The sequence below is a fragment of the Aestuariivirga sp. genome (assembly GCF_047600585.1).
GTDB lineage: Bacteria > Pseudomonadota > Alphaproteobacteria > Rhizobiales > Aestuariivirgaceae > Aestuariivirga.
Genome location: NZ_JASGKP010000001.1, coordinates 2,141,782 through 2,156,408 on the forward strand (window position 1 = coordinate 2,141,782; position 14,627 = coordinate 2,156,408).

Sequence of the window (14,627 nt, forward strand, 5' to 3'; positions counted from 1 at the left end):
CCTCAGGGCTGCGGCGGCACCACGCGCAGGATCAAGCTGGTGGGCTTCTCGCTCGGCCCGAAGGGTCCGGGCACCTTGTTGCTGACAGCCGGGATGGAGCGCAGGAAGGCGACGATGGCCTTCTGATCGTCCGGTGTCAGGGTGGCGAAGGCGTGCCACGGCATGACCGGAGCCAGTTCGCGACCATCCGGCGCCTTGCCCTGGGTGACGGCAGCGATGATCTGCTCATCCGTCCAGCCGCCGAGGCCGGTCTCCTTGTCGGGCGTCAGGTTCGGGCCGTGGAAGACGCCGAGACCCGGAACCTCGAAGCCCACTTCCGAGCCGCCCAGATAGCGGGCCATGTCGGGCTTGCCGAGGAAGTAGCCCGGCGTGTGGCAATCATTGCAACCGGCGATCCCCACCAGATACTTGCCGCGGGCGACGGCGTCTTCAGCAGCCGCAGGTTGGGCGAGCGGCACGGCGGCGAGCAGTAGTCCGGCGGCGGCAAGGGCAGCGGTGCGGAGCGCGGAAAGAGACGGTGATAAGGACATGGGTGGTTCCCTCGTGTTCTTGTTTTCTTGAATGCCCCACGGCTGCCTCTATGCCAGCCTTTTCCCAGTGCGGCAATCGCTGCCGCCATGTCGCATTTGGGGTTCCGGCGGGCGGGCGGGGCATCTATTCTCGGGTCTTCCAACGTATCCGGACCATCATGACCGACCAGAATCCCCTCATCGTCTTTACGCCCTCCGGCAAGCGCGGCCGTTTCCCCAAGGGCACGCCGGTGCTGCAGGCCGCCCGGGCGCTCGGCGTCGACATCGATTCCGTCTGCGGCGGGCGTGCCATCTGCGGCCGCTGCCAGATCACCGTGGGGGAAGGCGAGTTCGCCAAGCACGGCATCACCTCGGCCACAGGCCATGTGAGCGGTGTCACCCAGGTGGAGCAGCGCTATGACCGCATCCGCGGCCTGCCGGCAGGCCGCCGCCTCTCCTGCCAGACGCAGATCCTCGGCGATCTCGTCATCGACGTGCCGCCCGAATCCCAGGTGCACAAGCAGGTCGTCCGCAAGGAGGCCGACACCCGCGTGATCGAACTCGATCCCGCTACCCACCTTTTCTACATCGAGGTGGAAGAGCCGGACATGCACAACCCCTCCTCCGACCTCGAACGCGTCTATCTCGCGCTCAAGGACCAGTGGGGAGTGGAGAACGTGACCTGCGATCTCTCCATCATTGCCAGCCTGCAGAAGGTGCTGCGCAAGGGCGAGTGGAAGATCACCTGTGCCATCTATTCACGGGCCCCGGGCGGCGGCAAGCGCCTCACCGCCATCTGGCCCGGCTTCCATGAGCAGCTCTTCGGCCTCGCCATCGACGTGGGCAGCACGACCATTGCCGCACACCTTACCAATCTCTCGACCGGCGAGGTGATCTCGTCGGCGGGCCTGATGAACCCGCAGATCCGCTTCGGCGAAGACCTGATGAGCCGAGTCTCCTACGTGATGATGAATCCGGGCGGTGAACAGGAAATGACGACCGCGGTGCGCACCGCGCTCCAGCAGCTGGCCGAGGAAGTGGCGAAGCAGGCGAACGTGCCGCTCGATTCCATTCTCGAGGTGGTGCTGGTGGGCAATCCGGTCATGCACCATCTCTTCCTGGGCGTTGATCCCACGGAGCTGGGTGGTGCGCCCTTCGCGCTGGCAACGGGCCTTCCCCTCACTTTCCCGGCGCGCGAGATGGACTTCAAGCTCAATCCCGGTGCCTATGCCTATGTGCTGCCCTGCATCGCGGGCCACGTGGGTGCGGATGCTGCGGGCGTGGTGCTCTCGGAGGCGCCGCACACGCAGGAGGAATACATGCTCTGCGTCGACGTCGGCACCAATGCCGAAATCGTGCTGGGCAGCAAGCGCCGCCTGCTCGCCTGTTCCTCCCCCACCGGCCCCGCCTTCGAAGGCGCACAGATTTCGTCCGGCCAGCGTGCAGCCCCCGGCGCCATCGAGCGCATCCGCATCAATCCGGAAACGCTGGAACCGCGCTACAAGGTGATCGGCTGCGATCTCTGGTCGGATGAAGACGGTTTCGAGGAAGCGATTTCCGCAACCGGCGTGACCGGCATCTGCGGCTCGGGCATCATCGAGGCCATTGCCGAGATGTATCTCGCCGGCGTCATCAACCAGGATGGTCTTGTCGATGGCGCCTTGGCCGAGAGGTCGTGGCGCATCGAGCCCTACAAGCGCACCTTCAACTACGTGATCCGCAAGCCGCGCGAAGACGGCAACGAGCCGCTGATCCGCGTGACGCAGAACGACGTGCGCGCCATCCAGATGGCGAAGGCCGCGCTCTATGCGGGTGTGCGCCTGCTGATGGACAAGCTCAACATCGACCACGTGGACAAGATCCGCCTCGCAGGCGCCTTCGGGTCGCACATCGACATGAAGTACGCCATGGTGCTGGGCCTCATTCCCGATTGCGATCTTGCCAAGGTGCAGTCTGCGGGCAATGCCGCGGGCACGGGTGCCCGCATCGCGCTTCTGAACAAGAAGGGCCGCGACGAGATCGAAAGCGTGGTCCGCCGCATCGAGAAGATCGAGACTGCGGTTGAGCCCAAGTTCCAGCAGCACTTCGTGGAAGCCATGGCCCTGCCGCACAAGACGGCGGATTTCGTCAACCTCAAGAAGGTGGTGACGCTGCCACCCACCAAGACGGTGACCATCGCCAGCGAAGACGGCGAAGGCGGCGAGCGGCGGAGACGCCGCCGGGGGTGAAGGGGCCGTCCTATTCTCCCGTCATTCCATCCAAGCAGCACGCAAGTGCTGCGCGAGATTTTGTTCTCCCCTCACCCTGAGGTGTGAGGGCGGAGTTCGAACCTCGAAGGGTGCGTCACGGGACGCATGCTTCGAGGCATTGCTGCCGCAATGCACCTCAGCATGAGGGGGGAGTAGGCCTCCCAACCTCGCTCGTGGTCGCGGACATCATTTGTCGCCGTCTTGCCCCGCGTCCTTGCGCCCAATAACGTCGTCTCAATTCCAACAGGATTTCCCCCATGACCGCCAGCACACCCACCCTCGTCATCGGCAGCAAGGAAGGCTCGTCGTGGAGCCTCCGGCCCTGGCTGCTGCTGAAGCAGACCGGAATCGAATTCGAGGAAATCCTCATCACGCTCCGAACGCCCAACACCGCCGCGGAGATCGCGCGCTATTCACCCTCGGGTGCGGTGCCGGTGCTGCACCACAAGGGCCGCATCATCTGGGACAGCATGGCCATCGCCGAATATGTGAACGAGCAATGGCCGGGCCGCGGCATCTGGCCCGCTGACGAGGAGGCCCGCGCCCACGCCCGCTGTGCCGCAGCCGAGATGCATTCGAGCTTCCGCGAGATGCGCTACGGCCTTCCCATGGAATTCTCCAAGCGCCACCTCGACGCCGATCTCAATGATCAGGCCAAGGCCGACATCCGCCGCGTGGTGCAGATTCTTGGCGAGGCCCGTCGCCGCTTCGGTGCAGGCGGTCCCTTCCTCTACGGCACCTTCAGCAATGCCGATGCCATGTATGCGCCCGTTGCTTCGCGCTTCACCAGTTTCGACGTGAAGCTGTCTGATTATGGCGACGACGGCCGCGTCGAGGAGTGGCGGGCGATGATGATGGAGCTTCCGCACATGAAGGACTGGGGCACCGCCGCAAAGGCCGAGAACATGCCGCGCTGGCGGCCCTGAAGCCCCATGCGCAACTGGCTGCTCGTGCTGCTCAACCTCGCCTTCATCGGCGCGGGGCTCGTCATGATCCGCGACGAGCCGCACATGGCCATCGTGACCATTGCCTTCTTCGGCTCATGCCTCGCCATCACGCTGGCGATGATGTTCCAGTGGCGCCTCAACAGTCTTGTCCGCGTGCGGAAGATCAGCGTGGTGGGTGGCGTCAGGATCAAGCCGCGGCGCACCTTCCTGTTTGTCACCGGAGCCTGGATGATTGCGCTCGGGCTCGTCCTTTACTGGTTCGGCGACGGCTATCCCCTGCTCTTCCGCCTCCTTGGCCTGCTGATTGCGGTGGTGGGTGCGGTGTTCGGTGGCGCGGCCCTGCTCGGCCGCCTGCCGCGCGGCCATCTGCGCTTCGACCCGGATGCGTTCGAGCTTGGCCACGGCAGTTATGCTGTGCGCATTCCCTGGGATGCCATCGGCCGCGTGGTCGATACCGAGTATCACATGAACCCGGTGCTGCTGATCACCCTGCATGACGAGAGGATGCTCACGGTGGTGCCTCCGGACAAGACCGCCGCTGCCTTCAAGCTCATTGGGAGCAACCGTGCCTGGACCGGCGCGGACTACATGCTGATGCCGTCGCAATACGGCATCACGCTGTCGGCGCTGGGTTCAGCCATCCTGCGCTATGTGAATGATCCTGCCGCACGGACCGAGCTTTCGCCGGCATTGCCACCGCCCGGCCTCACTTCACAGGCGTGAGCCGCATCTTCGCAGGGCCCAGAACCTTCGCGGCGCGGGCAAACGAGTCGCCAGTCCACGCGCCTTTCACGAAGCAGTCGGAACCCTGGAACGTCACCTCCGCCGCAACGGCGGCATCGGCCTTCAGGTCGTCGCAGAGCAGCGGCGACATCAGCACGTGGCCATCAGCAATCTCCGCGAGCATGTAAGCATAGGGCTTATCCTTGGTTTCCTGCGCCTGCATGACAAAGCGTCCGGTATCGAGCGGCGCGAAGAGAATCGTGATCGTGTCCTTCTCTTTCGTATTCTGCGCCACATAGTGATTCCCGTCCGCCGTGAAGGTGATCTCGTCTTCTTCCTTCACCCAGGTTCCATCCTTGCCCAGGGACTCAGATGTGAAGCGGCTGCCGATGGACGCGAGCGCGTCTACACCTTTCGTCTCAGGGAACACCGCCGTCTGCGACTGGAGGACGCAGCCTGCAAGCATGAATGACACCGCGATGAGCAGCGCGATCGTTCTCGAATGCGATGAAAGCGTCATGAAACACGCGTCCTTTGCGGCGATTTTGAATCGTTAATGAATCTATAACAGAAAAAGGCCCACAGAATCGACGAATATTAAACTTCGTACATGTAAGTGTAACACCGCGCCCACTCCACATTTCGTCAGTTTCCTGTCAGCGCAACGCGGGCATTCAGGCTCCGCGACGCACGCAGATGTGCACCGACCAAAACCCAAGTGGAGATTTTTTCTGATGTTCCGTTATCTGACCATTCTTCCCCTCGCCGCTGTCCTCGCCACCTCGGCCATCGCCGCCACGAAGACGACGATCACCAACAACAGCGGCCTGCCGATTGACGAGCTGTTCTCGGCAAAGCCCGGCACGAAGGCCTGGGGCAAGAACATTCTCGAAGGCGTTGCCGAAGGCGCGCTCGACTCCGGCAAGACCGTGAAGGTCGCCGGCCTCGCCGATGGTACCTATGACCTGCGCGTGTCGGCTCCCGATGAAGGCATCCTCTGCTACATGACCAACGTGACCGTGAAGAACCACAAGGTGGAATTCACCGCCGACATGGGCAAGGCCTGCAAGTAAGCCCTCTCCCAATTCCCGTATTGGGGGCAGCCCCGGATCGCAAGATCCGGGGTTTTTTCATGCCGGCCGGTCTTCGATATGGCGCGAGGCGACGTAGAGATGCCACGTCGCATGGCCCAGCACCGGCAGCACGACCAGAAGACCGAGGAACATCGGCAGCAGCGCAAGGAAGGTGAGCGCCGCGACGATCACACCGAAGAACAGCATCGCCGGAAGATTCTCGAACACGCTGCGCCAGCTGGTGATGACAGCAGTGATGAAGTCCACATCCCGGTGCAGCAGCATGGGCATCGAAATCACCGTGGAGCAGAACAGCACGAAGGCGAGCGCCGCGCCGATCACCGTTCCCACCATAAGGAACGTGGTGCCGTCCTGCTGGGTCAGTGCGGTGATGAAGCCATCGAGACTGGCAAAGCCCTTGAAGCCCATGAAGAGCGCCACCAGCAGGCGCACCTGATACATCCACACCCACATGATGAAGAGCACGACGAAGGCCATCCAGCCGAACTCGCGGCGGCTTTGCCGGATTGTCACTGTCAGGATGTCAGCCATGCGCAGCGGTTCCTTGTGTGCAATGCGGCGGCTGATTTCATAAAGACCGGCGGCAACGAAGGGCCCCACCAAAGGGAAGCCGATGGCGAGCGGCAGAATCAGCCAGACCGTGCGGTAGTAGGAGAGCAGCAGATAGAGCAGGATTCCGCCTGCCGAATAAATGCCGCCGAAGAAAAGGCCCTGCATTGGCGCGTGTTTGAAGTCGCTCCAGCCGGCGTGAAGGGCAGCAAAAACATCTGAAATGGAAAGCGGGTGGGAGATGCGTGTCGGTTTCGGCATGATGCGGAATCGTTGCGGCAAGCAGCGATTCAAATCAATACGCGGTGCAGCAACGCCTCAGCTCTGCTTCGCACTTGCACGAAGCGCCAAGAGCCCTGCGACCGCGATCAGGCCCATGCCGATGAATGTCGTGATGCGCGGCACCTCGTGGAAGATGAGGAAGCCCCACAGGCTGCCCCACACCATGCCGAGATATTCGAAGGGTGCCACCACATTGGCAGCGCCCTTGCGATAGCCCTGCGCGAGGAAGTTAGAGCCGAAGGCGGCGATGATGCCGCACAGCCCCATCAGCAGCATGTCGCGTGTCGACGGCATGTCCCACGCACGCACCAGGAAGTCGAGGCTCGGGTGGCCCGGCGGCTTCACGCCCAGCGCCATGGTGATGCCGGCGAAGGCGAGCGCGCCCACGAGATAGGACGCATTGAGATAGAAGGTCATCACGGGTGCTTCGACGGTGCGGCCATGCTTGCGCGCCAGGATCATGGCATAGGCATAGGTGACGGCGCTGACGAGCGAGAGCAGTGCGGCAGGTTCGAACAGGCCATAGCCGGGCCGCAAGATGACGCCGACACCCACAAGGCCGAGGGCAACAGCCCCCCAGGCCGCCGGCGACACGCGCTCGCCCAGCAATGGCCCCGACATCAGCGTCACCAGCAGCGGAACGCTGAAATAGAGCGCAATGGCCTCGGCCAGCGGCAAGGCGGGAAAGGCCATGAAGTAGGTCGTGTAGGCGGTGAGCAGGATGAAGCCCCGCCCCACCAGGATGGGCCACTGGGGTGTTGCGAGTTGCTTCAGGCCGCCCGCCAGCATCACCATGACGGTCAGGATCGGGAAGGCGACGATGGCGCGGAGCACGATCGCCAGTGTCACCGAATGGTCACCACTGATCGCCTTGATCACCGTGTCCTGCAGCGAGAACACGAAGGTGCCGGCACTGAGCGAGGCAATGCCGAGGAGATTGTTGCGGTAGGAAGACGCCGTCATGGGAGGGCACCGGAATATCGCGGCCACTGGCGGCAGGCAATGCGCGGCGCACTCACCTGCCCTGCCTCCGGCTCACCCGGGCAAGCCTCGACGCCGCCCCGGGGAAGCCGCTAAAGCTTGCGGTCATGACTACAGACATGCTCGCCCCCGTCCACGCCATCCTCGCCCGCACCGGGCTCGATGCCATCGCCCTTGTTCCCGGCGCCAATTTCCTCCGCGTCTTCGGCAAGGACTTCCACCAGATGGAGCGGCCCCTTGTGGTCGTCGTCCCCGCCAAGGGCGTGCCCGTCGCCATCGTTCCCAACCTCGAAATGGGCTCGTTCAAGCCGCTGGGCTTTCCCGGTGAGGTCTTCGACTGGCGCGATGAAGACGGCTACATGGGCGCCTTCAAGGCCGCCGGCGCCGCCCTCCCGCAACTCGCCAAAGGCAGCCGGGTCGGCGTCGAGGGCCAGCGCATGCGAGTGTTCGATTTCATGGCCCTCCAAAGCGTGCTGCCCCATGCCACGCTGGTCGACGCCCATGCCGACATCTCGACGATCCGCCTCCACAAGACGCCGGCCGAGCTGGACGCCTTGCGCGAGGCCATCCGCCGGTCCGAAGCCGCCCTCGAAGCCACGGTGCGTCAGGTCAAGGTGGGCATGACCGAGAAGGAGGTGGAGGCCATCCTTCTGGGCGAACTCTTCAAGGCGGGCTGCGACGGCCTCTCCTTCGATCCCATCGTGGCGGCGGGTGACAATGCCGCCAAGCCGCACGCCTCGGCACGCGCCGACTACGCCATCAGGCGCGGCGATGCCTTGCTCTTCGATTTCGGCGGACGCTACCGGCACTTCAGCGCCGACATCACCCGCACCTTCTTCGTCGGCGAGGTCAGCGACCACGACCGCGCCTTCTACGACACGGTTCTCGCCGCCAACACCAAAGGCCGCGAGATCTCGCGCCCCGGCATCACAGCTTCCGATGTCGATGATGCGGTGTGCAGCGTGCTGGAGAAATCCCAATTCGCCGCCTTCAAGCGCCACAAGACCGGGCATGGCCTCGGCCTTGACGTGCACGAGGCGCCGCAGATCATGCGCGGCAACCATGTGAAGCTGGAACCCGGCATGGTCTTCACCATCGAGCCCGGCCTCTATCGCGACGGCGAAGCGGGCGTGCGCATCGAGGACGATGTGGTGGTGACCGAGAGCGGCATCGAAAGCCTGACCAGCTATCCGCGCGAACTGCGGGTGATCGGCTGAGTCACGCCCTGGCGTAGGCGACGGCGATGTCCGCCGCCACGCGCGCATTGTTCATCACAAGCGCGATGTTGGCCTTGAGCGAGCGGCCTTCGGTGATCTCGTTGAGGTGCTTGAGCAGGAAGGGCGTCACGTTCTTGCCCGCCACGCCCTGCTGCTTTGCTTCCGCCAGCGCCCGGGTGATGTGCGGCGTGATCTCAGCCGCGGGAATTTCATCCGCCTGCGGAATGGGATTGGCAACCACCACGCCGCCCGTGAGGCCAAGTGACCACTTCGCCTTCATCATCGCCGCAAACTCGGCCGCCGTGTCGAGGCGCATGGGGGCGGCAAGCCCGCTCTGGCGCGAGTAGAAGGCCGGGAATTCCGATGTGCCGAAGCCCACCACCGGCACGCCGTTCGTCTCCAGCACTTCCAGCGTGATGGGCAGGTCGAGAATGGCCTTTGCACCCGCCGTCACGACAGCCACGTCGCTGATCGCAAACTCATGCAGGTCGTTGGAGATGTCGAAGGTGTCATTCGCTTCGCGATGTGCGCCGCCGATGCCGCCCGTGGCGAAGACGCGGATGCCGGCCATCGCTGCAATCCGCATGGTGGAGGCCACGGTGGTAGCACCCGTGTCCTTGCGCGCCACCACGTAAGGGATGTCGCGGGTCGAGACCTTCATGATCGAGGGTCCGGTCTTGGCGAAATGCGCCAGTTCGTCCGTGCTCAATCCGGCCCGCAGTTCGCCGTTGATGATGGCGATGGTGGCGGGCACGGCACCTCCTCGGCGCACGACTTCTTCAACTTCGCGCGCCATCTCCAGGTTTTGCGGAAACGGCATGCCGTGGGCAATGATGGTGCTTTCGAGCGCCACGATGGGCGCTCCGCTCGTCACGGCGCGGCGGACAGTCTCTGTGAGGTGAACCTTCATCTCTCGCCCTATTCCAAGGTGGAAAATGCGCCGGCAATAACCCGGCCTGCCAGGCTCTGCCCGCGGGCTGCGGCCACCGCCAGCGGCTCGTCGTGGAGAAGACCATAGACGAGGCCTGCCACCGCCGCATCGCCCGCGCCCGTCACGTCGACAATGCGTTGCGGTGGCTGCGCCTCCACGTGTTCGATCTCGACGCCATCGGAAACGAAGGCCCCTTCCGGCCCGGCATGGATCACCACGTTGGTGAGGCCCTTGCCGTGCAGGAACCGGAAGGCGCTTTCGATGTCACGCGTGCCCGCCATCTGTTCGATCTGGTCGAAGTTGGGTGAGGCGAGATAGACCTGCCCGGTCTTGAGCACCTCGATGAGCTTGCGGGATTTCGGCACTGAGACGGGCTCGATCACCAGCTTGCCGCCCGCCATGGCGGCGAGAAGGTTGAGGGACTCCTGCGGCAGGTTGCAATCCGCCACCACGAGGCGCGCCAGTTCGATCGTCTTCTCCTGGGCCACGATCACGTCGGGAGTGAGCAGATCGGCGCAGCGCATGTCGCTCAAAGCCGAGATCATCTCGCCATCATGGTCGAGCAGCGCCACATAGGAGCCGGTGGATATGTCGCTCCGCACCACGCGGCTGACATCCACCCCCGCGCGCTTGGTTTCAAAGAGGACCGCATCGCCGTGGACATCATGGCCGACGACCGAGATCAGCGCCACGTCGGCGCCAAGGCGGGCGAGATTGTGCGCGATGTTGCGCCCCACGCCACCCGCTGTCGTGGTGACGATGCCAGGGTTTGACGTGCCTAACCGGTTGGGCGCGTTGACCTTCGCCTTGATGTCGATATTGGCGCCGCCGAAGACGGCAATGTCAGCCATGCTCAGAAGTCCGTCTTGACGCCGCCCTCCTTGACGCGGCGGTCGACGAACGTATCGAGTTCGGCACGAACGGCGGCAGGCATGGGCGGCTGCACATAGTTTTCCAATGCCTGCTTATAGACCTGATTCGCCTTCTTGTAGGCATCCGGACTTCCGGCGGCCGACCACTGCTGGTAGTTGCGCCAGTCCGAGATGATGGGCTGGTAGAAGGCCTCGGAGTAGCGGGCCAGCGTGTGCTGCGCGCCGAAGTAGTGGCCGCCCGGCCCCACTTCGCGCATGGCGTCGAGCGCCAGCGCATCGGGGCTGGTGTCGAGCGGGGTGAGAAACGACTTCACCATCTGGATCAGGTCGCAGTCGATCACGAACTTCTCGAAGGAGGCGACGAGGCCGCCTTCCATCCAGCCCGCGCCGTGCATGATGTAGTTGCCGCCGCCCATGGTGACGCCCCACAGCGAGAAGACGCTTTCATAGGCCGCCTGCGCATCCACCGTATTGGCGGCGCAGGTGTTGGAAGTGCGGTAGGGAACGCCATAGCGGCGGGCAAGCTGGCCGCCGAGGATGGTGGACTTCATGTATTCCGGCGTGCCGAAGGCGGGCGCACCCGACTTCATGTCGACGTTGGAGGTGAAGCCGCCATAGACCACGGGTGCACCCTTGCGCACCAGCTGGCAGAAGGCGAGGCCGGCAAGCGCTTCCGCGTTCTGCTGCGTCACGGCGCCTGCCACCGTCACGGGGGCCATGGCGCCTGCCAGCGTAAACGGCGTGACGCAGACGATCTGGCCGCGCGCCGACAGTTCCATCATGCCCATCAGCATGTTGTTGTCGAGCTTGAGCGGCGAGTTGGTGTTGACGATGGTCATCAGGCAGGGATGGCTCGGAAGCTCCTCTTCGCTCACCTGATTGACGATGCGGGCGATCTCGATGGCATCGAGCACGTTCTGGCGGCCGAGCGAATAGCACTTGATCGGCTTGTCGATGAGCGTGACCTTGTCGCGCAGCGCTTCGAGATGGCGGATCGAGGGGTGAAGGTCGATGGGCTCGACGCTGTAGCCGCTCGAGGCATCGATGCAGTTGAAGTACTGCGTGAGCTTCAGGAACTTCTGGTAGTCGGCGCGGTTGCCGGGGCGGCGGCCGCCTTCCATGTCATGGCAGTTGGGCGGGCTGCCCACGGCGACGAAGGCCATGCGGTCGCCGCCGATGGGGATGCTCTTCTCCGGATTGCGCGCGTGGAAGGTGAAGTTCGACGGCGCGTGCGAGACCATCTCCTCCACGAAGGCGGGATCGAAGCGCACCCGTTCGCCCGTCACCGTAACGCCGCCCGACTTCTTCAGGAGGTCGATCGCTTCCGGCAGCAGGAAGTCCATGCCGATCTCGGAGAGAACCTGCAGCGAGGCCTTGTGGATCGCCTCCACCTGATCGTCGGAAACGATCTTGGTGGGCGGGAACGGCCGCTTGGCCACGCCCGGCGGAAGCTGCGGGATGGTGGAGCCTGCCGGAGCCCGGCGGGCCGTGTCGCGGCGGGTGCGGCGGGCGCCGCCCGTTTCAATCGAGGTTTCCACTGCGGTCGTGTCGGTCATGCTGCCTTGCCTGCATCCTTGATGGGTTCGAGGGCGGGATCGGCAGCAACCTGCTTCACCAGCCATTCCTCGAAACGTTTGATCTTGGGTTTGTTGCGGTGCTCGCTGTGACAGGCGAAGTACCACTGGTTCCGGTTGGGGGCCCGCATAGGGAAGGGCTGCACGAGGCGGCCGAGCTTGATCTCTTCCGAGGCGAAGGGGCCGATCGTCATGGCCACGCCCCTGCCCTCGATCGCGGCTTCCTGGGCGAGAATGTAGCTGTCCACCGCAAGGCGGTTCGAGGGCTTCACGCCCTTCACGCCCGCTGCATCGAGCCAGAGCTGCCAGTCTTCTTCGGCGGTGTAGACGTCGATGAGCTTGTGCTTCTTCAGGTCCTCGGGCTTCTTGAGGGCGTTGTCGCCCTTCAGAAGTTGCGGCGAACAGACCGGCACGAGATAGGACTTGAACAGCGGCCGGTAGTAATGGCCGGGCGACTTGTTGCGGGCGAGGATGATGCCGAGGTCGACGTTGCGGTCGTCGAAGTCCCAGTCGAAGTAGGAGGTCGAGAGACGCACCTTCATGTCCGGGAAGCGGCGCTCGAAATCATGGAGGCGCGGGATCAGCCACTTGAGGGCGACCGTCACATAGACCTGGACCGTCAACTCATTGTCTGTGACCGAGGGGCGCACCGCCCGGGTCTGGGCCTCGATCAGGTCGAAGGCATCGCGCACGGCGGGGTAATAGGCCTGGCCGCTGGGGGTGAGTTCGGCCCGCCGGGCATCGCGGCGGAAGAGCTGGGTGCCGAGCCGGTCTTCCAGCAGCTTCACCTGGTGGCTGACGGCGCTGCGGGTGATGCCCAACTCATTGGCGGCCATGCGGAAAGAACCGAGCCGGGCGGCGGCTTCGAAAGCGGTCAAAGCGCGGAGCGGCGGGAGGTCACGTCTGGCCAAGATTGCTCACCATGCAGAAGAGGTCCCTCTCATAGCAGTAGCTTTTCCGGGGTGTTAGGGGGCAGTTTGGGTTTGGAGGCTGACACAGCGTGAATTCTCCTCACCACTCCCCCGTGCAAATCCGGCCTTCCGGGAAAGGCCAAATCCGGGCACATTCCCGCGAAACACAGGACACTCGCTCATGAGCACCGCCGAAGACCTGAGCCGCCGCCGTGGCGGCCGCGACGCCCGCCGCGCCCTCCGTTCCCGCGCAATCCCCATGGACGAGGCAGCCGTCCGCCCGGGCATGACCGGCGGCCAGTACAAGCCGCTCAAGGACAGCGACCTGCCCCGCATCCACGAGGCCGCCCTCAAGCTTCTCGAAACCGTGGGCCTCGGCAACCCCATCCCCTCGTGCGTCGAGGCCATGTCGGCCCGCGGCTGCTGGGTCAACGAGAGGGGCCGCCTCTGCATTCCCCGCGCGCTGGTGGACGACACCATAGCCGGAGCGGCGCGCAACTTCATCCTGCCCGCGCGCAACCCGCAGCACGACATGGAACCCTCGGGCAAGCGCGTCTACTTCGGCACAGCCGGTGCCGCCGTGCACATCGTGGAACCGTCCACCAAGGAATACCGCGAGTCCCTGCTCATCGATCTCTATGACGCCGCCCGCATCGTCGACAACTGCGAGCACATCCATTTCTACCAGCGCCCGCTGACGGCGCGCGACATGATCACCGGGCACGACCTCGACATCAACACCATGTACGCCTGCCTTGCCGGCACGCAGAAGCATGTCGGCACCTCGATGGTCGATCCGGCCCACGTCACCGAATGCCTGGAGATGCTGCACGTGATCGCGGGCGGCGAGGACAAGTGGCGCGCCCGCCCCTTCGTCTCGCAGTCGAACTGCTTCGTGGTGCCGCCGCTCAAGTTCGCCGAGGACGCCTGCCGCTGCCTCGAAACGGCGGCGCGCGGCGGCATGCCGGTGCTGCTGCTCTCGGCCGCACAGGCGGGCGCCACCTCGCCTGCCGCACTCGCCGGAACAGTCGTGCAGGCGGTGGCGGAATGCCTGGCTGGCCTCGTCTACATCAACTGCATCGTGCCGGGGGCGCTGGCGATCTGGGGTCCGTGGCCCTTCGTCTCCGACCTTCGCACCGGCGCCATGTCGGGCGGTTCGGGCGAACAGGCGCTCATCACCTCGGGCTGCGCCCAGATGGGCCACTACTACGACCTCACGGTGGGCTCCGCCGCTGGCATGTGCGACTCCAAGATGCCGGACATGCAGGCAGGCTACGAGAAGGGCGTCACCGCCGGCATCTCGGCCATGACCGGCATCAACCTGCTCTACGAGAGTGCAGGAATGCACGCCTCGCTGCTCGGCTTCTGTCTCGAGAGCCTGCTCATCGACAACGACATGCTGGGTTCGATCAACCGCAACGTCCGCGGCATCGAGGTGACGGAGGACTCGCTCTCCATCGATGTGATCGCCGAGACCTGTCTCAATGGTCCCGGCCACTATCTCGGCAGCGACCAGACGCTTTCGCTGATGCAGAAGGACTATGTCTATCCCTCAATCAGCAACCGCATGAGCCCGAAGGAATGGGTGGAAGCCGGGCGCCCCGACATCGTGGAACGGGCGGCCGCACGGAAGCGCGAGATCCTCTCCACCTACTATCCCGACTACATTCCCCGGGCGATCGACGACATTCTCCGCGCCAAGCATGACATCAAGCTGCCGCGCCAGGTGATGGAACCGGGCGACCCGCGCTGGGCGCGCTGAGGTGGAACACCCGGTCCTGAGCCGGA

14 protein-coding genes are annotated in these 14,627 nt (G+C 64.4%); 6 read left to right on the plus strand and 8 right to left on the minus strand.

What is annotated here, in order from left to right; all coding sequences use genetic code 11:
* Positions 1–2 precede the first annotated feature (2 nt).
* Positions 3–530, minus strand: a complete 528-nt coding sequence (locus QM801_RS10615) for a c-type cytochrome (RefSeq protein WP_415019176.1) — start codon at positions 528–530, stop codon at positions 3–5.
* Between the two features lie 158 nt (positions 531–688).
* On the opposite strand from QM801_RS10615, the gene QM801_RS10620 reads away from it, so the two are divergent.
* The 3 genes from QM801_RS10620 to QM801_RS10630 all read left to right on the plus strand — a co-directional run bounded on the left by QM801_RS10620 (position 689) and on the right by QM801_RS10630 (position 4,428).
* Positions 689–2,737: an ASKHA domain-containing protein gene (locus QM801_RS10620; RefSeq protein ID WP_415019177.1), complete on the plus strand. Its 2,049-nt coding sequence runs from the start codon at positions 689–691 to the stop codon at positions 2,735–2,737.
* Between the two features lie 278 nt (positions 2,738–3,015).
* Entirely contained in the window at positions 3,016–3,684 is a 669-nt protein-coding gene (locus tag QM801_RS10625; RefSeq protein WP_415019178.1) for a glutathione S-transferase, read from the plus strand.
* 6 nt (positions 3,685–3,690) lie between these two features.
* The gene (locus QM801_RS10630) at positions 3,691–4,428 is read left to right on the plus strand and encodes a hypothetical protein (RefSeq protein ID WP_415019179.1); all 738 of its coding nucleotides are present in this window, start codon (positions 3,691–3,693) and stop codon (positions 4,426–4,428) included.
* Here QM801_RS10630 and QM801_RS10635 read toward each other — a convergent pair.
* Positions 4,412–4,948, minus strand: coding sequence for a hypothetical protein (locus tag QM801_RS10635; RefSeq protein WP_415019180.1), 537 nt, complete (start codon positions 4,946–4,948; stop codon positions 4,412–4,414). The genes QM801_RS10630 and QM801_RS10635 overlap by 17 nt on opposite strands.
* 214 nt (positions 4,949–5,162) lie before the next feature.
* On the opposite strand from QM801_RS10635, the gene QM801_RS10640 reads away from it, so the two are divergent.
* On the plus strand, positions 5,163–5,501 hold the full coding sequence (locus QM801_RS10640; RefSeq protein WP_415019181.1) for a hypothetical protein: 339 nt from the start codon (positions 5,163–5,165) through the stop codon (positions 5,499–5,501).
* Between the two features lie 57 nt (positions 5,502–5,558).
* Here QM801_RS10640 and QM801_RS10645 read toward each other — a convergent pair whose 3' ends face one another.
* Positions 5,559–6,332, minus strand: a complete 774-nt coding sequence (locus QM801_RS10645; protein ID WP_415019182.1) for a DUF2189 domain-containing protein — start codon at positions 6,330–6,332, stop codon at positions 5,559–5,561.
* Between the two features lie 57 nt (positions 6,333–6,389).
* Positions 6,390–7,316, minus strand: a complete 927-nt coding sequence (locus QM801_RS10650) for a DMT family transporter (RefSeq protein WP_415019183.1) — start codon at positions 7,314–7,316, stop codon at positions 6,390–6,392.
* A 125-nt stretch (positions 7,317–7,441) separates the two neighbouring features.
* Between QM801_RS10650 and QM801_RS10655 the strand changes: the two genes are divergently transcribed.
* Positions 7,442–8,551, plus strand: coding sequence for a M24 family metallopeptidase (locus QM801_RS10655; protein WP_415019184.1), 1,110 nt, complete (start codon positions 7,442–7,444; stop codon positions 8,549–8,551).
* Between the two features lies 1 nt (position 8,552).
* Here the strand turns inward: QM801_RS10655 and QM801_RS10660 are convergent, their stop codons facing one another.
* Genes QM801_RS10660 through gcvA form a run of 4 tightly spaced genes read right to left on the minus strand, consistent with a single transcriptional unit; the run spans position 8,553 to position 12,839 of the window.
* The gene (locus tag QM801_RS10660; protein WP_415019185.1) at positions 8,553–9,461 is read right to left on the minus strand and encodes a pseudouridine-5'-phosphate glycosidase; all 909 of its coding nucleotides are present in this window, start codon (positions 9,459–9,461) and stop codon (positions 8,553–8,555) included.
* 8 nt (positions 9,462–9,469) lie between these two features.
* Positions 9,470–10,333 (minus strand): carbohydrate kinase family protein, encoded by an 864-nt coding sequence (locus QM801_RS10665; RefSeq protein WP_415019186.1) that lies wholly within the window; start codon positions 10,331–10,333, stop codon positions 9,470–9,472.
* Between the two features lie 2 nt (positions 10,334–10,335).
* Positions 10,336–11,910, minus strand: a complete 1,575-nt coding sequence (locus tag QM801_RS10670; RefSeq protein WP_415019187.1) for a trimethylamine methyltransferase family protein — start codon at positions 11,908–11,910, stop codon at positions 10,336–10,338.
* The gene (gcvA, locus tag QM801_RS10675) at positions 11,907–12,839 is read right to left on the minus strand and encodes a transcriptional regulator GcvA (RefSeq protein ID WP_415019188.1); all 933 of its coding nucleotides are present in this window, start codon (positions 12,837–12,839) and stop codon (positions 11,907–11,909) included. The genes QM801_RS10670 and gcvA overlap by 4 nt, the downstream gene beginning before the upstream one ends.
* A 181-nt stretch (positions 12,840–13,020) precedes the next feature.
* Between gcvA and QM801_RS10680 the strand changes: the two genes are divergently transcribed.
* A complete protein-coding gene (locus QM801_RS10680) occupies positions 13,021–14,601 on the plus strand; it encodes a trimethylamine methyltransferase family protein (RefSeq protein WP_415019189.1) in 1,581 nt (526 codons plus the stop codon).
* Positions 14,602–14,627 lie beyond the last annotated feature (26 nt).